The organism is Pseudomonas sp. SZ57, assembly GCF_009495975.1.
Lineage (GTDB): Bacteria > Pseudomonadota > Gammaproteobacteria > Pseudomonadales > Pseudomonadaceae > Aquipseudomonas > Aquipseudomonas syringae.
Genome location: NZ_WIBD01000014.1, coordinates 98953 through 121412 on the forward strand (window position 1 = coordinate 98953; position 22460 = coordinate 121412).

The 22460-nt window shown below is 61.2% G+C and carries 19 protein-coding genes; 11 read left to right on the forward strand and 8 right to left on the reverse strand.

Annotation, left to right across the window (positions count from 1 at the left end; genetic code table 11):
* Positions 1 to 10: 10 nt before the first annotated feature.
* The 4 genes from rlmH to GE543_RS14395 are packed head-to-tail and all read right to left on the reverse strand — an operon-like array spanning position 11 to position 2882.
* Entirely contained in the window at positions 11 to 478 is a 468-nt protein-coding gene (gene rlmH, locus GE543_RS14380; protein WP_003313894.1) for a 23S rRNA (pseudouridine(1915)-N(3))-methyltransferase RlmH, read from the reverse strand.
* A 9-nt stretch (positions 479 to 487) separates the two neighbouring features.
* Complete coding sequence (gene rsfS, locus GE543_RS14385; RefSeq protein WP_046236175.1) at positions 488 to 874, reverse strand: ribosome silencing factor; 387 nt, start codon at positions 872 to 874, stop codon at positions 488 to 490.
* 60 nt (positions 875 to 934) lie between these two features.
* Positions 935 to 1594: a nicotinate-nucleotide adenylyltransferase gene (gene nadD, locus GE543_RS14390; protein ID WP_161420682.1), complete on the reverse strand. Its 660-nt coding sequence runs from the start codon at positions 1592 to 1594 to the stop codon at positions 935 to 937.
* Positions 1595 to 1616: 22 nt separating this feature from the next.
* Positions 1617 to 2882 carry a glutamate-5-semialdehyde dehydrogenase gene (locus tag GE543_RS14395; protein WP_153221709.1) on the reverse strand — a complete coding sequence of 422 codons (1266 nt, stop codon included), beginning with the start codon at positions 2880 to 2882 and terminating at the stop codon, positions 1617 to 1619.
* A gap of 285 nt (positions 2883 to 3167) precedes the next feature.
* Between GE543_RS14395 and GE543_RS14400 the strand changes: the two genes are divergently transcribed.
* The 3 genes from GE543_RS14400 to GE543_RS14410 all read left to right on the forward strand — a co-directional run bounded on the left by GE543_RS14400 (position 3168) and on the right by GE543_RS14410 (position 7333).
* Positions 3168 to 3839: a DNA-3-methyladenine glycosylase gene (locus GE543_RS14400; protein WP_153221711.1), complete on the forward strand. Its 672-nt coding sequence runs from the start codon at positions 3168 to 3170 to the stop codon at positions 3837 to 3839.
* Between the two features lie 3 nt (positions 3840 to 3842).
* Positions 3843 to 5159, forward strand: coding sequence for a bifunctional DedA family/phosphatase PAP2 family protein (locus GE543_RS14405; protein ID WP_046271287.1), 1317 nt, complete (start codon positions 3843 to 3845; stop codon positions 5157 to 5159).
* A 137-nt stretch (positions 5160 to 5296) separates the two neighbouring features.
* Positions 5297 to 7333 carry a TadG family pilus assembly protein gene (locus GE543_RS14410; RefSeq protein WP_153221712.1) on the forward strand — a complete coding sequence of 679 codons (2037 nt, stop codon included), beginning with the start codon at positions 5297 to 5299 and terminating at the stop codon, positions 7331 to 7333.
* Here GE543_RS14410 and GE543_RS14415 read toward each other — a convergent pair.
* A complete protein-coding gene (locus GE543_RS14415) occupies positions 7330 to 10110 on the reverse strand; it encodes a PAS domain-containing sensor histidine kinase (protein ID WP_178118611.1) in 2781 nt (926 codons plus the stop codon). The genes GE543_RS14410 and GE543_RS14415 overlap by 4 nt on opposite strands.
* Complete coding sequence (locus GE543_RS14420; protein WP_003419362.1) at positions 10100 to 10555, reverse strand: TadE/TadG family type IV pilus assembly protein; 456 nt, start codon at positions 10553 to 10555, stop codon at positions 10100 to 10102. The genes GE543_RS14415 and GE543_RS14420 overlap by 11 nt, the downstream gene beginning before the upstream one ends.
* 75 nt (positions 10556 to 10630) lie before the next feature.
* Here GE543_RS14420 and GE543_RS14425 point away from each other — a divergent pair, with 75 nt between their 5' ends.
* Both GE543_RS14425 and GE543_RS14430 read left to right on the forward strand, forming a co-directional pair.
* The gene (locus tag GE543_RS14425; RefSeq protein WP_153221725.1) at positions 10631 to 11101 is read left to right on the forward strand and encodes an A24 family peptidase; all 471 of its coding nucleotides are present in this window, start codon (positions 10631 to 10633) and stop codon (positions 11099 to 11101) included.
* A gap of 165 nt (positions 11102 to 11266) precedes the next feature.
* Positions 11267 to 12061, forward strand: coding sequence for a response regulator transcription factor (locus GE543_RS14430; RefSeq protein ID WP_004411971.1), 795 nt, complete (start codon positions 11267 to 11269; stop codon positions 12059 to 12061).
* Positions 12062 to 12068: 7 nt separating this feature from the next.
* Here the strand turns inward: GE543_RS14430 and GE543_RS14435 are convergent, their stop codons facing one another.
* Positions 12069 to 13724, reverse strand: coding sequence for a PleD family two-component system response regulator (locus tag GE543_RS14435; RefSeq protein ID WP_003419371.1), 1656 nt, complete (start codon positions 13722 to 13724; stop codon positions 12069 to 12071).
* A 264-nt stretch (positions 13725 to 13988) separates the two neighbouring features.
* On the opposite strand from GE543_RS14435, the gene GE543_RS14440 reads away from it, so the two are divergent.
* The 6 genes from GE543_RS14440 (at position 13989) to GE543_RS14465 (ending at position 20543) form a co-directional block, all read left to right on the forward strand.
* Positions 13989 to 15068, forward strand: a complete 1080-nt coding sequence (locus tag GE543_RS14440) for a DUF2333 family protein (RefSeq protein WP_003419373.1) — start codon at positions 13989 to 13991, stop codon at positions 15066 to 15068.
* The gene (locus GE543_RS14445; protein ID WP_100073538.1) at positions 15068 to 15613 is read left to right on the forward strand and encodes an NUDIX hydrolase; all 546 of its coding nucleotides are present in this window, start codon (positions 15068 to 15070) and stop codon (positions 15611 to 15613) included. Before GE543_RS14440 ends, GE543_RS14445 begins: the two co-directional genes overlap by 1 nt.
* A gap of 188 nt (positions 15614 to 15801) precedes the next feature.
* A complete protein-coding gene (locus GE543_RS14450; RefSeq protein WP_003340951.1) occupies positions 15802 to 16173 on the forward strand; it encodes a translation initiation factor Sui1 in 372 nt (123 codons plus the stop codon).
* 88 nt (positions 16174 to 16261) lie between these two features.
* Positions 16262 to 18175: an arginine decarboxylase gene (speA, locus tag GE543_RS14455; RefSeq protein ID WP_003340965.1), complete on the forward strand. Its 1914-nt coding sequence runs from the start codon at positions 16262 to 16264 to the stop codon at positions 18173 to 18175.
* A 257-nt stretch (positions 18176 to 18432) separates the two neighbouring features.
* Positions 18433 to 19557: a contractile injection system protein, VgrG/Pvc8 family gene (locus tag GE543_RS14460; RefSeq protein ID WP_153221714.1), complete on the forward strand. Its 1125-nt coding sequence runs from the start codon at positions 18433 to 18435 to the stop codon at positions 19555 to 19557.
* An 80-nt stretch (positions 19558 to 19637) separates the two neighbouring features.
* Positions 19638 to 20543: an alpha/beta hydrolase gene (locus GE543_RS14465; protein ID WP_153221715.1), complete on the forward strand. Its 906-nt coding sequence runs from the start codon at positions 19638 to 19640 to the stop codon at positions 20541 to 20543.
* Here the strand turns inward: GE543_RS14465 and GE543_RS14470 are convergent.
* Entirely contained in the window at positions 20537 to 21877 is a 1341-nt protein-coding gene (locus GE543_RS14470; protein ID WP_103688869.1) for an MATE family efflux transporter, read from the reverse strand. The genes GE543_RS14465 and GE543_RS14470 overlap by 7 nt on opposite strands.
* Positions 21878 to 22460: the final 583 nt, after the last annotated feature.

The window sequence follows — 22460 nt, forward strand, 5'->3', positions numbered from 1 at the left end:
AAAGACGATGCTACTTGTGATAAGGGTGCCCGGACAGGACCGTCCAGGCGCGATACATCTGCTCGCCGATCAGAATGCGCACCAACGGATGCGGCAGGGTCAGCGGCGACAGAGACCAGCGTTGTTCACTGCGGGCACAGACTTCAGGCGCCAGCCCCTCGGGGCCGCCGACCATCAGGTTGACCGTACGCGCATCGAGACGCCAGCGATCGAGTTCGACCGCCAACTGCTCGGTGCTCCACGGTTTGCCCTGCACTTCCAGGGTGACAATCCGCTCGCCCGGCTGCACTTTCGCCAGCATCGCCTCGCCTTCCTGACGGATAAAGCGCGCGACGTCGGCGTTTTTGCCTCGGGTATTGAGCGGGATTTCCACCAGTTCAAGCGCAAGCTCGGAGGGCATCCGCTTGGCGTATTCGTGCCAACCTTCTTCCACCCACTTGGGCATGCGCGAACCCACAGCGATCAGACGCAGACGCACATCAAAGCCTTATTCGTTGCCCGGTGTGTGGTGCGCAGCGCTGGCAGCACGGCTTTGTTCTGCACCCTGCCACAAGCGCTCGAGGTCATAGAACTGGCGTGCAGCAGCGGTCATCACATGGACAATCACATCACCCAGGTCCAGCAGGACCCAGTCGCTGTCGCCCTTGCCTTCTTCGCTCAGGGACTTCAGGCCGGCAGCCTTGACCTTGTCACGAACGCTGTCCACCAGTGCGTTCAACTGACGGTTGGAGCTACCGGTACAGATCAGCATGTAGTCAGCGATACTGGTCTTGTCGCGCACGTCGATGGCCAGGATGTCGGCACCCTTGATCTCTTCGAGGGCTGCGATCGCAACCTTGACGACTTCTTCACTGCTCATTTTTTGCTTTGTCATATAAAACTCATTCAGCTCGTATGTGTGGGACCGTCCAGACGCTTGTCGATCAAAGCAGTTTCAGGACGACCCATCAGTGTTCGGCGCGCGGTAAAGTCCGCGTGCATCGATATAGGCCAGTACCGCGTCTGGCACCAGAAAACGTACCGACTTACCGCTGGCCAGCAGTTGACGGATCTGGGTGGCAGACACCGATAAAGGCGTCTGCCAGACGAATGTAATCTGTCCACCCGGCCCTTTCAGGGCCTTGGGATCGCTGACTGCGCGGGCCGCCAGCAGATTGCGCATGGCATCCGGCGACTCGCTGTCCGCGTCCGGGCGTTGCAGCACCACGATATGGCAGTGCTCCAGCAGTTCTTCCCATCTGTGCCAGGTCGGCAGCCCGCAAAAGGCATCCCAACCCAGCAACAGGAACAACTGGTCGCGAGGCGCCAGTTCGGCGCGCATCGATTCCAGTGTGTCGAGGGTGTACGACGGTTTGTCACGTTTCAGTTCACGGTCATCCACCGTCAAGGGCGACACACCCGCAACGGCACTCTGAACCATCGCCAGACGATCCTCGGCGGTGACGCTCGGCATGTCACGATGCGGAGGCCTGGCGCTGGGCGTCAGGCGCAACTCATCGAGTTCCAGCAGTTCGGCCACTTCGAGCGCACCGCGCAAATGACCGATATGAACCGGGTCGAACGTGCCCCCAAGCATGCCGATACGTCTGGGCAGCGCGGTCATGGGGCTATTCAAGTCAGGCTTGTCCGCGCAATTGGCCGTCACCGATCACGATGTACTTCTCGCAGGTCAGCCCTTCAAGACCGACCGGACCGCGGGCGTGCAGCTTATCAGTAGAAATGCCGATCTCGGCACCCAGGCCGTATTCGAACCCGTCAGCGAAGCACGTCGGCGCGTTGACCATGACCGAACTGGAATCGACCTCGGCCATGAACCGGCGCACCTGACTCTGGTGGTCCGACACGATGGCATCGCTGTGATGCGAGCCGTAATGGTTGATGTGCTCGATGGCTTCATCCAGACCGGACACGACGCGAATAGACAGAATCGCGTCCAGGTACTCGGTGTGCCAGTCGTCCTCGGTGGCCGGGATCACGTCGATCAAGTCACGGGTACGCTCGCAACCGCGCAACTCGACGCCCTTCTCGCGAAACTGCGCGGCCATCGACGGCAAAAAGTCGGCTGCAATGGTCTGATCGACCAGCAGGGTTTCCATCGCGCCACAGATCCCATAACGGTAGGTCTTGGCGTTGAAGGCGATCTTCTGCGCCTTGGCCAGATCGGCGTGGGCACTGACGTACACATGGCAGATGCCGTCCAGATGCTTGATGACCGGCACCCGCGCGTCGCGACTGACGCGTTCGATCAAACCCTTGCCGCCACGCGGAACGATGACGTCCACGTACTCGGGCATGGTGATCAGCGCGCCCACGGCTGCACGGTCGGTGGTTTCAACCACCTGCACGACCGCAGCGGGCAGCCCGGCCTCGGCCAGGCCGCGCTCGATGCAGGCCGCGATGGCGCGATTGGAATGAATGGCTTCGGAACCACCGCGCAGGATGGTTGCGTTTCCGGACTTCAGGCACAGACTTGCCGCATCGATGGTCACGTTCGGACGCGACTCGTAGATGATTCCGACAACACCCAGCGGCACACGCATCTTGCCGACCTGAATACCTGACGGCCGATAGCTCATGTCGCGGATCGCACCGACCGGGTCTGCCAGCGCTGCAACCTGACGCAACCCGACGATCATGCTGTCGATACGTGCGGGGGTCAGGGCCAGACGCTCGAGCATGGCCGGTTCAAGGCCGTTTGCCTGACCATTGGCCAGGTCCAGCGCATTGGCGGCAGACAGCTCGGCGCGAGCTTCGTCCAGAGCGGCGGCAGTGGCCTGCAGGGCGCGGTTCTTCTGCGCAGTGCTGGCACGACCGATCACTCGCGAAGCTTCGCGGGCGGCGCGACCCAGGCGGGTCATGTAGTCAAGAACGGACTCAGTCATTGGTCTCAGAGGTCTTGGCAAAGAGGAAAGCGGCTGATTATAGCTGTCGTGCCGCCCGAACGACAGCGCAGACAGGCGGATGGTCGATATCAGTGCGCAGTTTTTTCGTCACCGTGGCAGGCGTTGCCGGCGGCCATGCGCAGGCTGGCACCCTGCATGGGCATAACGGCTTGTCATGATTCGGTCACGTTCAGAAACAACAAAGCGCCTAATCCAGACACATTCAGCTGCAATTAAAGTTGCGCTTGTTATTATCGGGCTCTTTCTCAATGTACCCGTCCGATTATGCCCACAGCCCTCCCCGACCACTTCTTTCATCGCGATGCCCAGGTGCTGGCGCGCGATCTGCTGGGCAAGGTCATCCGCCACAAGGTTGGCGACCTGTGGCTGGCCGCGCGGATCATCGAAACCGAAGCGTACTACTGCGCCGAAAAGGGCAGCCATGCCTCGCTGGGCTACACCGAGAAACGCAAGGCGCTGTTTTTCGACGGAGGCCACATCTATATGTACTACGCGCGCGGCGGCGATTCTTTGAATTTCAGCGCCGAGGGGCCGGGCAATGCCGTGCTGATCAAATCGGCGTTTCCCTGGACCGACGCAACCAGCGACGAAAACGCGCTGGCGCAGATGCAACTGAACAACCCCGACGCCAGCGGCGCGATGCGCCCGGCGCAACGGCTTTGTGCTGGCCAGACGCTGCTGTGCAAGGCGCTCGGCCTGAAAGTCCCGGTGTGGGACGCCAAGCGCTTCGACCCTGAACAATTGCTGGTCGAGGACATCAGTCAGACACCCGAACGCATTATCCAGACCACCCGACTGGGCATTCCCGCCGGGCGCGATGAGCACTTGATGTATCGCTTCGTGGATGCCGGTTACGCCCGTTTCTGCACACGGAACCCTCTCAGACGCGGTCAGGTCGAAGGCCGCGACTACTTATTTCTCGATCAAGGAAACTGACCGATGGGCGATCTGCTCAATGGAATGACTGGCTGGCTGACCGCAAACCCTTCCTGGGTGGCTGTCGCGATCTTTTTGGTGGCCTTCATTGAATGCGTCGCGATCGTCGGGATCGTCGTGCCGGGCACGGTCATCATGTTTGCCATCGCCGCCCTGGCGGGCAGCGGCATACTGCCGTTGAGCGAAGTGCTGTTGCTGGGTTTTCTCGGCGGGCTGCTGGGTGACGCGGTGTCGTACTTCGTAGGCCGGCGCTTTCATCAGAATATCCGTCAATTGCCCGGCTTGCGCACGCACCCGGAGTGGATGGAAGGTGCGGAAAAATACTTCCACCGTTACGGCATTGCCAGTTTGCTGGTAGGACGCTTCATCGGTCCGTTGCGCCCGATGCTGCCGATGATCGCCGGTATGTGCGACATGCCGCTGCCGCGCTTCGTGGCGGTCAGCGTGCTGGCGGCGGCAGGCTGGTCGATTGCCTACCTGATGCCGGGCTGGGCGGCAGGCGCAGCGATTCGCCTGCCACTGCCGGAAGGCTTCTGGCCCGAGGCGGCCGTGGTCGGCGGTGGGCTGGCTGTCCTGTTCGGGCTGAGCATCCAGAGCAGTATTCGCCAGAAACGCTACGCAACCCGACTGATTTCCGCGCTCAGCCTGATGCTGGTCGCGGCGCTGTTCTTCGGCTTCCCGTTGCTGGCCGATTTCGACAACGGCCTGATGACGCTCATCCAGGAACACCGCAGCGAAGCCACGCAGCACATTGTGGTCTTCGTCACCAGCATCGGCGATTTCAGGGCGCAGTTGCTGGCTGCCAGCCTGCTGATCATCGTACTGGCGGTTGCCAGGCAATGGCGCCACGCAGCCTTTGCCCTGATCGCCACACTGGGCACCGCGATCGCCAACGGCATCCTGAAAACGTTTTTCGCCCGCGCTCGCCCGGAGGTGCTGTTAGAGCCGCTGACCACGTACAGCATGCCCAGCGGTCATAGCTCGGCAGCCTTTGCGCTGTTCATGACCCTGGCAGTGCTGGCCGGACGCGGCCAACCCGTGCGGCTGCGCCTGACCTGGATGCTGGTCGCCGGTATTCCGGCTTTGGCAATCGCGCTGTCGAGGGTTTACCTGGGCGTTCACTGGCCTACCGACATTCTCGCCGGCATGCTTCTGGCGTTCTGCGTCTGCGCAGCCAGCCTGGCGTTCATTCAACGCAAGGACCCCTTGCCGGCCATGTCGGTGCGCGTCTGGTGGCTCGTCGTGCCCGCCATGACCGCCTTGCTGGGCATCTTCGCCGTTCGGGCCCTGTCGCATGGCGTGCTGCGTTACCAGTATTGATCGACAGACCTGATCGCGCCCGCACATGACGGGTGCGACACTGCTCAAATCTGGCACCTTGCCAGCGCTCTTTCGAGGCGTTGACTACACTCTTCAGGGACAAATGAGTGTGCGATGGCGTGATCGAAGGAGTGTTGATGTCTCCACTGGATGGTTATACGGCGATGCCCTCCCGGCAGCGCGGCGCGATCGGCCTGATGGCGGCGCTGACCATGGGCCTGGCATTGCTGTGCACGCTGACCGTTATCGACAGCGGCAGGCTGTATCTGGAAAAGCGCTCGTTGCAGCGGGTTGCGGACATTGCCGCACTGGAAGCGGCGGGCCGTAGAGGAACGTGCAGCGGCACGGCAGCCACTGCGCCCGATTTCGCCAATCAGAGCGCCACGCGCAACGGTTTCACCCCGAATACCGATGGCCGCACCCTGGTGACCCGCTGCGGAACACTCACCGTGGACGTCGCGGGGCCTCGCGTATTTGTCGCCGATTCGACGCAGGCGCTGGCTATCCAGGTGGTTGCGGCTCATCCGGTGCCACGCAGCATTGCAGCCGGCATTGGCGCCCTGTTCGAAAAAACGCCCTCCCCACCCAATGTGACGATCAGCGCCACTGCCGTGGCCGCCAGTGCCGCGCCGCTGGCGGCGCTGACCATCCGCAGTGCGGGAGTCACTGTGGACAGCACCGGTGCCGCGCTCCTCAACCCGGTGGTCGGCAGCCTGCTGGGCGGCACGCTGAACCTGAGTGTTGCCAACTGGCAAGGCATTGCAGACACCAACCTGAGTCTGCTGAGCTACCTGAACAGGCTGAAAACCGACCTCAGCCTCACGGCGGTTGGTTACAACGATGTACTCAACACCTCGGTTTCGGTCAGTCAGTTGCTGCAGAGCGCGATCAATGTCATCAGCCCCAACGCAACACTGGGCGGTGCCGCCGCCATTCAGGGCCTGCAAGCCTTGAAGCTGGCTTCCGGAGCAACCACCGTGCTGCTGGGTGATCTGCTGTCCGTGCAGAGCGGCGCGGACCTCGCCGCGCTGAATACCAATCTGCGCCTGATGGATCTGGTCCAGGGCCTCGCGCAACTGGCCAATGAAAAGACCGGCGTTCTGACCGCGACCCAGATCAATGTCGCCGGGCTGGCGCAGGTCACCACACGCATTCAGGTGATCGAGCCGCCTCAGCTGTCGGCGATCGGCGACCCGAGCAAGATCGACCCGCTCGACCCGCGAAACGGTGCCAACCGGATTTACGTGCGCACGGCACAAATGCGCGCGCTGGTGTCGATCAACCTGCCGGTGCTCGGCACGATAACCTCGCTGGCCAATACCGCAGGATCAGTGATAGGCAGCCTCACGCCGATTCTCAACAGCGCATTGAGCCTGAACATTGCCGGGCTGGGGACCTCGGCCACCTGCGCGCTGGGACTCACCAGTTGCATGGTGACCGACTTCAAATTTCTGACCTCCGAAGGCTCGTCAAACGCAGGTCCGAGGATCGACATGAGCCTGGCAATGGCCAGCGCCGACAGCTACGTTACCGGATTTACCTGCACCAGCAACGCCAGCAAAACCCTCAGCGTCAAGACCGACGCAGCGCTGCTCAGCGCCAAGATCGGCTGGATCGACAGTTCGTCGGCCTTCCCCGCCAGCACTGATCCCGCGGCAGTCACCGCCCTGCCGCTACCGGTCATCGATATCGGCACCATGACCTGTCAGAAAATCGCCGGGCTGCTGGGTAACTGCACCGCGCGCAAACCTTTTGGAGGTGGCGGTATCGGCCTTACCTTCGACAACGTCAGCCAGTCGGCACTGGGCAGCTCGACGGTTACCAGCACGACGTTCAGCTCGCCCAACCTGCCGGAGATCAGCAGCGCCCCGTTTTACCTGACACGCGTTGCGCACACCAAACCGAGTACCTTGCTCAACGGCACGGCTTCAAGCGTCAAAGTGAATGTGTATAAACCGGCGACCAGCAATGTGCTGGGCAACGTCATCACCGGTGCGGCCGGCACCCTGAGCAGCCTGACCCTGGCGCTGGATGCGATTGTCGACGACACCCTGACACGCTTGCTCACGTCGGTCGTCGACCCGTTGTTCGAATCACTGGGTGTGAGCATGGGGGCCACCGACGTCGGCTCCAATCTGAGCTGCAACCTGGGTCAGGCGACCCTGGTGATCTAGCTGCCGGTCTGATCGGCGTTGAAGATCGGCAGCTCGATCTGGAATCGAGCGCCCTCACCGACGTTGGCGACGCTGAGCTGGCCGCCCATCTGGTCGACAATGCCGTAACTGACGGACAAGCCCAGCCCGGTGCCGACACCGATCGGTTTAGTGGTGAAAAACGGCTCGAAAATACGCTCCAGCAACCGCGGATCAATGCCCCCGCCGTTGTCCTGGACCGCCAGGCGGATGATATTTTCATCGCGCTCGGCCTCGACACTGATCCACGGCTCGAAATCCCGGTCCTTTTCCCGGCGCGACAACAAGGCATCACGGGCGTTGACCATCAGGTTGATCAGCACCTGCTCAAGCTGATCGACATGGCCGCGAACCCGCACCGCGTCGATCATCGCGCCGACCCGCAGCTGCACGCCCTTGCCTTTCATGCCTTCAGCCAGCATCGAGATCGTGCCTTCGACTGCCTGGGCCGGATCGAACAGCTGCTCCTCTACCTCAGAGCGGCGACCGAATACCCGCATGTGATCGACTACCCGGGCAGCGCGCTGCACCTGAGTGTCGATGCGATTGAGTTTTTCAGTGAGGTATTCGATGTCCACATCACCCCGGCCCAGACGCTTGAGAACGTTGACCACGGCCATGCGCATGACGTTGAGCGGCTGGTTGATCTCATGGGCCAGACCGGTGGACATCTCGCCAAGCGTTGCCATCTTCGCGCTCTGATTCAACTGCATGCGCGAGCGGCGCACATCGGTGTTGTCACGCCCCACCGCCTGCACTTCGACCAGTTTGCCGTGCTCATCGAACACCCCTCGGTCGGCCCATATCCACCAGGCGTACTCACGGCCCGGCAGCTCGATACAGATTTCTTCGGTACTTACCGGCGCTTCCGGAGTCAGCTGGCCGATACGCTTGATGAACGCCTCGCGCTGCTCGTTCGACAGCCAGTCTCCCAGGTTGATCCCGGTCAGTTGCTCGGGTGTGCACTCCATATAGTTGGCCAGCGGCCGGTTGCCGAAACTCAACACCAGGTCCGGCGTGTAGCGGCAGATCATCGCCGGCGAATCCTCGACCAGAATGCGGTAACGCTCCTCGCTGCGCCGTATATGCTCGGCGGCCAGGGTGGCCTCGGTCACGTCGAGCCACAGGCCCACCGCCTCCACCGGCATGCCAAGGTCGTCACGCAGCAGTCGCGCCTCGTCCAGCAGCCAGTGGTACTGGCCGTTCCTGTTGCGCAACCTGAAACGGCGGCTGACGAATCCTTCGCGCAGCAGTTGGCGGTTACGCTCGAACCAGATGTCGTGGTCGTCGGGATGGATGTATCCCGCCAGCTGCCCATCGACGCAATCGGCCAGCGTCCAGCCCAGCAGAGGCGTGAGGCTGTCACTGAAAAAGGTGGGCTCCAGGTTGCCGTGATCATAACGCTGCACGTAAATCACGGCGGGCGAGCTGGCAATCAGGTTATCCAGCCGGGCGTGCGCGGCGGCGGCCTCGGTTTCCTGATTCTTGATATCGCTGACGTCCAGCATGAACCCCAGCACTCGCTGAACCTGGCCCCTGATCAACGCCTGCCCCTGGATACGAAACCAGAGGGTTTCCTGAGCGGGGTCGTTTTGTGCCAGACGCACACAGAGCAACAGCGGTGTGCCTTTGTCGCGCAACTGCGCGAGACGACTGGACAGCTCCTGTCGATCGGCGGGATGAATCAGTGCCAGCCAGTCCTGACGCGACAGGCTCTCGACCCGGTCGCCCAGACGCAGACTGCGAGCCAGCTGCGGTGCCAGCAGAACCTCGTCACGATCCGGCAGCAATTCCCACCATCCGGTGCCCAGCAGGTCCTGAAGCACCGCCAGGCGTTCGACATGATGACGGTTGTGTTGCTCGGACAGGCGAAAAAGTACCGGCCCAGCCAAGGCCGAGCACAGGTTGAGCCACTCGCGCTCGCCAAGGTCCGGAGCCTGCTGCTGCGCGTTATAAAATCCGAACATCAGCCAGGCTTTGGCAACGTTATCGCGGCTGTGGGGGATCAGAAAACCCTCAGCGTTGCCAAAAACACTTTGCAGCGCGCCCTCATCGACACCGCCGCCAAACCTCAGCTGCTGCGTGGCGTCGACGTTGAATCGATCCAGCGCGGTGCCCAGCCGCTGCCCGACCTGCCACAACTCGGGCGCCGTATGCGCGCTGTGCTGACAATAAACACGCCAGCCAACACCGCCGGCCTCCGGCAACACCAGCGCCACACAGGGAATGCGCCACAGCTGCGCGAGCTCCTCCAGTTGCTCGCTCACCACCGCAGTCAAGCGGTCGACGTTGCACCCTCGCACACGCTCGGCCATCTGTCCGGCAAACCGCAGGCACTGCTGGCGGCTGCGCGCGGCACTGGCCTCCTCCATCAGGTCGCTGATATCCAGCAATTGCAAGAGCCAGCCCTTGCCATGCGCCTGCACCCAGCCTCGGGCGTGCAAGGTATGCGCATCATCCCCCTTGAAGTCCAGGTCGAGCATGTGCCCCAACCAGTCACGCGGCACCCCTTCGATGACCAGCGCACTGTTGGGCAGCAGCAGACTCATCAAACGCTGAGCCGCCGGCAGTGGCGCAGCGACGTCCAGCCGGGCGAGCAAATGCGGGCTGATGCTTTGTATACGGCCTTCGTCATCCAGCAGCAGATAGAGGTCTGCACCGATCGGACCGGGCTCGCTCGATACGGGCAACGGCTGCGGCACCTGCGTTGCTTCACCACGGCCCAGCCAACGGCTCAAACGATTCTTTTCAAGGGACAAGTTGCAGACTCGCTTGTGCAGTCAGGTTGCTCGGCAAGCGCGGAACCTCGCCAATGCCAGGGAGGGTCAACAAGGGCAGTACCTGAGCCAGTCGGGTCTTGGGATACTGGATGGTCACGGTCAGAATGCCTGCGCTATAAGTGACGCTGGTATGGTTGACATTGAATCCCAGCGCAGGGGGTATCCACGACAACTGGTTCATGACCACACTCTGAGCCTGACTCTTCAACAGATCGTTATAGCCAGTAACTGTCGGACTGAGGGCCACACTTCTGCGCACCGCTTCACTGGCAGCGGCATTGAATGACTGGACCATGAGCAACGGCAGGCTATAACTCACCATGCCGTAGAACACCGCAAAGAAAATAACGAACACCGCAGAGAATTCAATAGCGGCGGCCCCCTGTTGACGACGGGGCAAGGTATGTTGCAGAACAGTTTTCATATCGACGTCTACCCTGACATGTAGTGCATCAACACAGCATAGATTCTTTCCCGATAACAGGATGTCTTCGGCGTGATGAAATTATTTTTCCTATTGATATGGTTTGCAATTTGCGCCGAACAGGATGCGCGTTGCAAGCAGATTTCCAACGGGCTGACACTCGGCGCAGCAGCGCTGGCTATTATCTACCTGGCATTGACCGGTATGACCTGGCTCGGCTCGCCTGCGCTGGAGGCCTTGTTGGCCGTGACCCTGGCATTGGCGCTGACATTGCCAGGTTATGCACTCGGCAAGTTGGGCGCCGCAGACGTCAAACTGATGACGGCGTTGGCGCTGGCCTCGAACAGTGCCTATCTGCTGTGTACATTTATTGGCGCGGGCGCTGCCATGGCGACCTGGCTTATCGTCGGAAAGAGTGCCTGGCCCCATGCGCAGCAATGGCTTGCACAACGCTATCGGTATATGAACCCCGCAGCGCCAGATAAACATCCTTTTTCACCTTTTTTGTTCGCAGGCTTACTCCTGAGCACAGCACTGCTCCATTAGTCGAAGAACGATGGGGAAAACTTTAATGCTATGTACATAGTCAGAAAGTACGACTACGGTTAAGTCATGGCGATGGCGTACTGTCACCAACATCCCCACTGATCGAATAACGCCGAGTCATGTTTGCTGAATGGATCGGGGCGCCGTCGACGGCCCCCTAACAGCATGGAGTTGCCTGTGGATAACTACCCGCTCACGAAAGTTCTGGTGGTCGATGACCAGCCCCTTATCGTTGAAGAACTCTGCGAGTTTCTGGAAAGCAGCGGCTATGAGTGTGTGCGTTGCTATTCAAGCCTCGAAGCCATCGAGCGTTTCAGCGCCGACAGCACGATCGGCATCGTACTCTGCGATCTGGAAATGCCTGGCATGAACGGCATCGAGATGGTCGAAGCGATGAAGATGACTGGCGGCAAGACGCACCTGTTCGAGGCGATCATGCTGACCGGCCAGGCCGAGAAAAAAGACGTCATCAAGGCGCTTAGGGCAGGCATCGCCGATTACTACCAGAAGCCGGTCGATCTGGAAGAATTGCTCGAAGGCGTGCAGTTGCAAGTCCAGGCGCTGAACGAGCGGCAGAAGAACCGTCAGCAATTGGGCCTGCTCAACGAAAAACTCCAGTTTCTGGCCGCCTCCATCGACGACCTTTATCAGAACCTGGATAGCGTTCAGAACAAGCCTCATCCCGAGCGAAAAACGCGTGACCGCGCGGAGCGCGAAGTGCAGATGCCGGTGGCACTGGCCAAGTTGTCACCTCGCCAACTGGACGTGGCACGCCTGGTCAGTACCGGGCTGACCAATTACCAGATCGCCTGCGAACTGGGCATCACTGAAAACACTGTAAAACTCTATGTGTCGCAGGTGCTGCGCCTGACGCACATGCATAACCGCACCCAACTGGCGCTGGCATTTTCACCGGGCAAATCGGCGGAGCGGCAAAGGCTGATCGAAAGCCAGGGCTGAGCAGGAATCAGGCTTCGATTTCGTTCCGCACGACGTGATAAGGCACGTCGAGCAGCACCGAATGCACTCGATTGCGGCCCGCGTGCTTGGCGCAATACAACGCCGTATCCGCCTGAGAGGCAAGGCTCAGGCTGTCGTCATCGGCACCGAGAGCAACCACGCCGGCGCTGAAGGTGCAGAACAGATCGGCGGGCTGCGCCGGGTAATGGATCTCTGCAAAACGATGGCGAATGTCATCCAGCACCCTGTGGGCACTCTGGATGTCGGTGTCCGGCATGACAATGGCAAATTCTTCACCGCCGTAACGACCGATGAAGTCGGTTTTGCGCAGGCGCTGCTTGAGAAACAGCGCAAGGCTCTTGATGACACGGTCCCCCATCGGGTGCCCGTGGCTGTCGTTGACCCTCTTGAAGTGGTCAATATCGAGCATGGCAAAGCACAGCGGCTTGCCTTCTCGTCGCGAACGAAAGCTGCAATCTTCCAGCAGTTGCAAAATATGCGTGTGATTGTAGAGCCCGGTCAGGCTGTCGCGGACCATGCGCGCCTTGAGGTTTCGCGCCCTGGCAGCACGGTTGCGCACGGTGGTGATCAGGTGACGGGGTTTGATCGGCTTGGTCAGGAAGTCGTCGCCGCCTTCGCTCATGGCATCGAGCTGCTTGTCCTGATCGTCTTCGGCCGACAGATAAATGATCGGCACGCTGACGTAACGGTCGTTATGGCGGATGACCTTGGCCAGCTCCGTGCCGGTACAGCCCGGCATGTACATGTCGAGAATGATCAGGTCAGGCTGAAACTCGGCCAGTTCAGACATCGCCTGAATCGGATCGAGCAGCACCCGCGTCACGATTCCGGCAGCGTTCAGGACACGCTCGGTGTGCAACGCCTGCGCGCGGGAGTCGTCGATGATCAGCACTTTATAGGGCTCGTATTGAGCCACGCAGGTCAGGACTTCAATTTTTTCCAGCAGACTCGACGCTTCCAGCGCGCCGGTCAGAAACTCTTCGCCACCGGCCCTGACCGCGGCCAGACGGGTGGGCGTATCGGTTTCATTGAGGCTGAAAAACAACAACGGAAGCTTCTGCTCCAGCCCTTCCTGAGCCTGGGAGGCCAGTTCAAGCCCCTTGCCGGGCCCGCTGAAATCGACATCCATGACAATCGCTGCCGGATGCCGCTGAGCCATCGCCCGCTGAAACTCGGCGACATTGTGCAGCGACAGCGCCGCCAGACCGAAGAACTCCAGTTGCTTGGCCAGGCGCTCGGCCCGCTCGTGATCCTGAAGCACGATATAGACGGGCTTGCGCAACGGTGGCAGCGAAGTCTGCTCGAAACGATCGCCATGCCGCAGCCCGGTTCGGGAAAGGCGCTGCATCAGACGATTGAGATCGGTGATGACACGGCTGTTGAGACGACCGCGATTGGCTTCCACCGCATCGAGGGCCTGGCTGATCTCCTGCGCCAGAGCGCTGTGTTCAACCTGTTCGAAGCGCTCGGCAAAGCGCGAAAGACGCTGCGTGGACTCCTTGAGCTCGGCCATGTCGCCGACCGACCATTCGGCCTTCTGCAGACGTTGCCACGTCTCCAGAATCTGGCGCGCCTGGTGAATGACCCGTTGGGCAAAGTGATGCTTCAGGCGATCTCGGCTAGGGTCTTCGGGCTCGGTCATATTCAGACTACTGTGGTTTTGCTGAGCGATACGGCTGATGGCGCTATGCTAGCACCTCCGTTACAACAGAACAGTGTCGTAAGTCACTTATTTGACAACATTTTGATGGCGCATAGCCAGTATGCAAAATCAATCGATGCATAGACTGCGCCTATGATCGTTACAGTTCAAATCTCAAGATAATGTCTGTCAGCCGCACCTTGAGGTAAGGTTGCGGTCGAACGCCTCGTGAAGCATTCAACTCAAGATCGAAAGGACCCTACCATGCTGGATTGGAAGAACCGCGCAGGCAGCGCGGGTGCGCGCACCGCTGACACTTCATCGACCAAACGCCGCGGTTACCTGGGTAACCTGTTCTACAGTCGCGCGCTGGGCGCCCTGATCTTGATCTACCTGCTGGTCGCACTGGCAGTCGGCTGGTACTGGAGCAAGGAACCTGCGCTGTTCCCGGTACAGCAAAACGCCCAGGCCGCTGCCGAGCGCGAAGGCAAACAGATGGTCATTGGCTACACGACGGTTGAAACGCTCAAGACCGTCGCGGGCACATTGCTTAACAAGCCAGGTGGCTACCTGTCCAACGACCGCATGCCACCGGGCCTGTGGCTGGACAACATCCCCAGCTGGGAATACGGCGTGCTGGTTCAGGTGCGTGACCTGAGTCGTGCGCTGCGCAAGGATTTCGCCCGCTCCCAGTCGCAATCGGCTGAAGATGGCGATCTGGCCCGCGCCGAGCCGTTGTTCAACTTCAACAATCGCAGCTGGTTGCTGCCTTCCAGCGAGTCGCAGTACGCCGAGGGGATCAACTCCCTGAGCCGCTACCAGGCACGCCTGTCCGACCCCAACCAGAAAGGCGCGCTGTTCTATGCCCGCGCCGACAACCTGAACAACTGGCTGGGCGATGTCGGCACCCGTCTGGGTTCGCTGTCGCAACGCCTGTCGGCCAGCGTTGGCCGGGTCAAACTCAACAGCACGCTTAAAACCGAAGCCGCTGTGTCGGTCAAGCCCGGTGAGGTGCCGCAGGTCGATGAGGAAATCGTCGAAACGCCATGGCTGGAAATCGACAACGTGTTCTACGAAGCACGTGGGCAGGCCTGGGCGCTGTCGCACCTGCTGCGTGCCATCGAGGTTGATTTTGCCGATGTACTGGCGAAGAAGAACGCGACGGTCAGCGTGCGCCAGATCATTCGTGAGCTGGAAGCCTCGCAAGAGCCGATGTGGAGCCCGATGATTCTCAACGGCAGCCCGTTCGGCGTGTTCGCCAACCACTCGCTGGTCATGGCCAACTACATCTCGCGTGCCAACGCCGCAGTCATTGACCTGCGCCAACTGCTGAATCAGGGCTGATGTCCATACCTGCCAACGAGGCCGCGCATCGCGCCGCCTCGGACGCCGAGCAGATCGCCTGGGTCGACGAACAGGATCGACTGCTCGGTTCGCTGGTCCGTGCCGATTTGCGTGAACGCGGGCTGATAGGACGCGGCACTTATATCCTGCTGTTCAACAGCCGGGGTGAGCTGTGTGTGCATCGACGCACCTTGAGCAAAGCGATTTATCCCGGCTACTGGGACGTAGCCGCAGGCGGCATGGTCCAGGCCGATGAAAGCTATGCGGCCTCTGCCGCGCGAGAACTGGAAGAAGAGCTGGGGGTCAGTGGCGTGCCGCTGCAGGCCCACGAACAGTTTTTCTTCGATCAGCCGGGCAACCGGCTCTGGTGTGCAGTGTTTTCAGCCGTGTGGGACGGGCCGTTGAAACTGCAACCTGAAGAGGTCCTGGAGGCGCGCTTCATGCCCATCGCCGAAGTGCTGCAACAGGCTGAGCACAATCCCTGGTGCCCTGACTCCCTGGCGGCGCTGAAACGCTACCTCAAACAGATAGAGAACGAGCAGTAAGCGAGTGTTCAGAAATTGGCGCATCCAGCCCCTTAGCAACCGGCCGGTTTGCCGTTACACTGCGCGACCTTTTCAAACTGGACCGGCCCTGCCGTTTCAGTAGCGCTGCCCCTGCCAGAGTGGGGCTTCGCGGTCGATGGCTCGTACGAGCCCGACCCATCTTCAGTCCTCAACAAGAGGATGTTTGCGTGGCTAAAAAAGCCGCTTCTCTCGCCGCCCTGGGTGGCCTGGTATTTTCAACCGACGCTGGGCGCCACTGCCCCGATTGTCGTCAACCCGTTGCCGAGTGCACCTGCAAACAGACGGCCATCCCCGAAGGTGACGGCATTGCCCGTGTACGTCGCGAAAGCAAGGGCCGGGGCGGCAAGACCGTCACCACTATCAGCGGCGTCCCGCTGGCCGAAGAACCGCTCAAAGAGCTGGCCAAGGCCCTCAAGCAGCGCTGCGGCACCGGCGGATCGCTCAAGGAAGGCGTGATCGAGATTCAGGGTGATCACGTAGAACTGCTGGTGGCAGAGCTGATCAAAAAAGGCTTCAAGGCTAAAAAGTCCGGCGGCTGAACCCGCGAATCAAATCGTCATTTCCACTCATTACAATGCGCCCAGCTGGCTACTGGCTGGCGCTACGACTTCTTTATAGGGGACTTCGATGTCCGTACGACGCACACGCAAAGACGATGGCAGCCAATGGACCGTTGCGGACAGCCGCAGCGTTTATGGCATTCGCCATTGGGGCGCGGGTTATTTTGCAATCAACGAAGCGGGCCGCGTTGAAGTCCGACCCAACGGGCCGGACAGCTCGCCCATCGATCTTTACGAACAGGTCGACAACCTGCGCAAGAGCGGCCTGTCGCTGCCGCTGCTGGTGCGCTTCCCCGACATCCTGCAGGACCGCGTGCGCCAGCTGACCGGCGCATTCGACAGCAACATCGCGCGCCTGGAATACCAGAGCCAATACACCGCGCTGTACCCGATCAAGGTCAACCAGCAGGAAGCGGTGGTGGAAAACATCATCGCCACGCAGAACGTCTCCATCGGCCTGGAAGCGGGCTCCAAGCCTGAACTGATGGCCGTGCTGGCACTGGCGCCCAAAGGCGGCACCATCGTCTGCAACGGTTACAAGGACCGTGAGTTCATCCGTCTGGCGCTGATGGGCCAGAAGCTGGGCCACAACGTGTTCATCGTCATCGAGAAAGAGTCCGAAGTCGAACTGGTGATCGAAGAAGCCGCCGAGCTGAAAGTCGCCCCCCAGGTCGGTCTGCGCGTGCGCCTGTCTTCCCTGGCGTCGAGCAAATGGGCAGATACCGGTGGCGAGAAATCCAAGTTCGGCCTGTCGGCTGCGCAATTGCTGTCGGTGGTCGAGCGTTTCCGCAAGGCCGGCCTGGATCAGGGCATCCGCCTGCTGCACTTCCACATGGGCTCGCAGATCGCCAACCTGGCCGACTATCAGCACGGTTTCAAGGAAGCGATCCGTTACTACGGCGAACTGCGCAAGCTTGGCCTGCCGGTGGACTACATCGATGTCGGGGGTGGTCTGGGTGTCGATTACGACGGCACGCACTCGCGCAACGCCAGCTCGATCAACTATGACATGGACGACTACGCTGGCGTGGTGGTCGGCATGCTCAAGGAATTCTGCGACGCGCAAAGCCTGCCGCACCCGCATATTTTCTCGGAAAGCGGCCGCTCGCTGACCGCCCACCACGCCATGCTGGTGGTGCAGGTGACCGACGTCGAAAAACACAACGACGAAGTCCCGGAAATCGCCGACAAGGCCAGCCTGCCGGAAACCGTGCAATGGCTGGTCGACCTGCTGGGTCCGACCGACATCGAGATGGTCACCGAAACCTACTGGCGCGCCACGCACTACATGAGCGACATCGCGGCCCAGTACGCCGATGGCAAGATCAGCCTGTCGGAAAAAGCGCTGGGCGAGCAATGCTACTTCGCCGTCTGCCGCCGCCTGTACAACTCGCTGAAAGCCCGTCAACGCTCCCATCGTCAGGTGCTGGACGAGCTCAACGACAAGCTGGCCGACAAGTACATCTGCAACTTCTCGGTGTTCCAGAGCCTGCCGGACACCTGGGCCATCGGCCAGGTACTGCCGATTCTGCCCCTGCACCGTTTGAATGAAGAGCCGGTGCGCCGTGCCGTGCTTCAGGACCTGACCTGCGATTCGGACGGCAAGATCAAGCAGTACGTCGATGAGCAGAGCATCGAGACCAGCATGCCGGTGCATTCGCTGAACGAAGGCGAAGACTATCTGCTGGGGATCTTCCTGGTGGGTGCCTACCAGGAAATTCTCGGCGACATGCACAACCTGTTCGGTGATACCGACTCGGTGAACATCTACCAGAACCCGGACGGCAGCGTTTACCACGCCGGCATCGAAACCCACGACACCATCGAAGACATGCTGCGCTACGTGCACCTGTCGCCGGAAGAACTGATGACCCATTACCGGGACAAGGTCGCCAGCGCCAAGATCACCCCACGCGAGCGCACCTACTTCCTCGATGCCTTGCGCCTGGGGCTGACCCGCTCGTCGTACCTGTCGTCCTGATCCTTGCGCGGCGCCAGATCTAACTGCTTATCGTGCCAATGCTCCGCATTGGCATGCAGTTCGTGACGCGGAGCGTGAGGGACGAGAGGTGTCCGTAACCACCGCCGCCCACGCTCCGCGCTCATACAACCCACCCACTCGACGTAATCCCCCACCAACATCTGCTGTAGGCAACGTCCTGTTCTACCTGCAGACCTCTACCCTGCCCGGCTTCTGCGCGAGAATCCGCGGTCGCATTCCCGGTAGAGAAGCCCTCCATGCCCGACCCCGACAGCGCGCCGTTCTTTCATCTGGAGATTGCCCGCCTGCAGCGCCGTTTCAGCGTCGTATCGTTCAGCGCAACCGAAGCGATCAGCCAGCCGTATGCCATCGAGCTGGAAATCCTCGGCGACGGCTTCGATCTGGACCTGACCAGCCTGATGTACAAGCCTGCCTGGCTGAGCTGCGGTGGCGAGCAGGGTTTTCCGGGGCAGAGTTTTCAAGGACAAGGCTTTCACGGTCAGATCCACGGCGCGACCCGCAAGCACTACCACCCCGGCCCGGCCTGCTACACGCTGCTGATGGGGCCTCGACTGGCCTGCCTCGGGCTGCGTCAGCACTCACGTATCTTTCAGCACATGACTGCCACGCAGATCATCGCCCAGGTGCTGGAAGAACATGGTTTGAAGAACGCCTTCCGCTTTGACCTGCAGACAGAATGCATCGAGCGCGAAAGCTGCGTGCAGTATCAGGAATCCGACCTGCAACTGGTCCAGCGGCTGTGTGCAGAAGAAGGCATTCACTACCATTTCGTCCACTCGCGTCGCCGCCACCTGCTGGTATTTGGCGCCAGCCCTTGGGAGACCGGGTTCACAGCACCTGCCCCGGCACCGCGCACCGCCATTGCACCACTGCAGCGTGGCTGGATCATCGGCAGCGACGGCGAAGCGGCGAGGACCGATGCGTCAGGCCGGGTGCACGTGCGCCTCGAATGGGACTGGCAACGTCCGGAGGGCCCCGACGCGGGCTGTTGGCTGCCTCTGGCTGCGGGGCTGGATGTTGAGTGTCGGGGCGGCATGGCAGTGATAGTGAGCTTTTGCGCAGACGACAAACGCCCGCCGCAGATCACCGGCTGCCTGTCAGCGCTGGCAGACGCTGGCGGCCACAGATGTGATCAGGCACCTGCCGACAACGTCGAGATACACCTCGACTGGCAGCTGATCACCGGGCCAGACCGGCAACTGCAACTGGCGGACGGGACCCGCGTAGAACTGGCTGAAGGCAGCACACTGACCGTCGATGCCGGGGCAAGCACGGTACAGATAGATGACAGCGGTCTTACGCTGAGCAGCCCGCGCATCAGCTTCGCCAGCCCACCGAGTGATCCGTACGCCACTGAATGACGTAGCAGCAACTGTGCGGCACTGGGACGAAGCGTGACGGTCTCAGGCATATCCGACTTACCTTCCAGAGCCCCTCCGCTATGATCCGAGTGATTTTCCTGACACTGATGACCGGTGCCGTACTGGCAGCCTTGTCCGGCTGCTCGCCTTTGAAGCTGCTCAATACGTTGAACCCCAGCGGCCCTGTCGATCATGTCTACAATCTGGCTTACGGGCCGGACCCACGCAATACGCTGGATGTCTACACGCCCAAGGCGAAACCGGCCAAGGCACCGGTCGTGGTGTTTTTCTATGGTGGCAGCTGGAACAGCGGCTCGAAGGCCGATTACGCGTTCGTCGGCGAAGCGCTGGCCGCACGGGGCATGGTGGTGGTTATCGCCGACTACAGGCTGTATCCACAGGTACGTTACCCCAGCTTTCTGGAAGACTCGGCCAAGGCGCTGGCCTGGGCGCACAAGCATGCGAACACCTATGGTGGCGACATGAGCCGCCTGTACGTGATGGGCCACAGCGCGGGTGCCTACAACGCCGCAATGCTCGCGCTCGACCCGCGCTGGCTGGCTCGCGAAGGGTTGTCGCCCTCCATCCTCAGCGGCTGGATCGGGTTGGCCGGGCCTTACGACTTCCTGCCCATCGAGAACCCGGACGTGAAGCCGGTGTTCTTCTTCCCCAATTCACCGCCCGACTCGCAACCCATCAATCACGTCACGTCCAGCGCACCACCGGCATTGCTGATGGCCTCGAACACCGACTCGCTGGTCAACCCCAAGCGCAACACCGGCGGCCTGGCCAGGTCGCTGCGTGAAGCCGGCGTGCCGGTGCGCGACCTGTATTTCTCGCGCACCAACCACGGCACGCTGGTCGGCGCATTCGCCAGATTGCTAAGCGGTCTGGCACCAGTGGTCGACGAGGTGGACATGTTCGTCAAGCACACGCCGCAAACGGCGTCTGAAAAGAACGCAGCAACCGGGTCGAAAGGTCAGTGAACGAACCAGCCGTCACTGCGTGTCAGCCGCCAGGCAATGGTCCCCAGGCTCAGGCCGCGCAGCAGGGTAAAGGCCAGGAACGTCAGCCATAGCGCGTGGTTGCCGTGGCTGGAAGCCAGATAAGCCAGCGGCGCGATGCCCGCTGCGCTGAACAGCATCGCGTTACGCATTTCCCGCGCACGCGTGGCACCGATGAACAGGCCGTCCAGCAGGTAGCTCCAGACGGCCAGCAACGGCATCAGCGCCAGATACGGCAGATACGTCATCGCAGTGGCGCGCACTTCCGGAATATCGGTCTGCAGGCTGACGAAGGCATGCCCAGCCACCAGAAAGAACAGCGCAAACACTACGCTGGAAATCAGTGACCAGCCCCCAGCGACCACCAGGGAGCGGCGCAACGTATCCCGGTCCCGCGCACCGATGGCATGCCCGCACAGCGCTTCGACCGCATGCGCCAGCCCATCGAGGGCATGGGCAGTCAACAGCAGGCCATTGAGCAGCAAGGCATTGGCGGCAACCGTCGCATCCCCCAGGCGAGCGCCCTGCACGGTGATCAGGAACATCACCGATTGCAGCGCCAGCGTGCGCAGAAAGATGTCCCGGTTGACTGCCAGCAAGGGCCGCCAGTTGCTCCATAGGCGCAAGGCCGACCAGACGATCCGCCCAGGCCAGGCGCGCAAGGTGTTGCGCGCCAGCAGCAGACCGAGCACCACGCCCGTCCACTCCGCGAGTACCGACGCACGCGCCGAGCCGACCACGCCCCAGTCCAGCCCCAGGACGAACCACAGATTGAGCACGATGTTGACGGCATTGGTCACCAGCAGAATCGCCAGTGGCGCCCGAGCGTTCTGCGCCCCCAGAAACCAGCCGACCAGCGCATAACTGGCCAGCGCCGCAGGCAGGCCGAACAGTCGGGTATGGAAGAAATCCAGGGTCATTTGCTGCAGATCGGCAGACGGCTGCATCATCGTCAGCGCCAGATGGCTGAACGGCAAGGCGATCACACCCAGCAGCAACGCCAACCCGACAGCCAGCAGCAGCCCCTGCAACAGAATCCGGCGCAAGGCAGCGCTGTCACTGCGCCCTGCCGCCTGTGCGGCAAACCCGGTGGTGCCCATGCGCAGAAAGCCCATGGCCCAGGCGAGGAACGTATACAGCGTGGCGCCCACCGCCACGGCACCCAGCTGATGGGCGTGGGGCAAATGACCGATCACCGCACTGTCGACCAGCGCCACCAGCGGCACGGAAATATTCGACAGAATCATCGGCGTCGCCAGCGCCCAGACGCGACGATGGGTTGAGCGATGACGCCAGTCAGTGAGCAACGTAGACATGAGAACTCCCGGCAAGGCGGGCATTGTAGCCAGATCAAACGCGGGGTGTCCCAGCGTTTCGATACGTCCGGAAACGGTACTCATGCCTCGAAAGCGGCGGCGTTATCGTTGCGCACGCTCCACTGGAGCGTAAGGAACGATCACCTTGTAACTATCGTGCCCATGCGTGGGGACCATGGTCATCAGCTCACAAGCCCTGCCTTTAGCCAAATTGCTCTAAAGCGCTTTTCGAGCACGATGGCAGAGACGACGCAGAGTGCGACGTAAGTGACAGGGCGAAGGAACCCGACGAAGTCGGGCCGGAAACGGAGCCAGGGGCTTTGGTCACGTTGGCCCCTTCAAAGTGACTCGCCGAGGGGCGAAAAGGTGACTTGAGCCGAACGCCAATCCACCTGACATCCCAAAACCACTGTGTGACGCAGAGCGTCACGAACGGCATTCCCACGCGGAGCGTGAGGAACGATAGTCATCAGGCTCCGGGCCGTGCCTCTAGCCCGACTACTCTAAAGTGCTTTTTGAACACGATGGCACTGACGACGCAGAGTGCGACGTCAGTGACGGCTGAGTCCTGGCGCTGATCCGG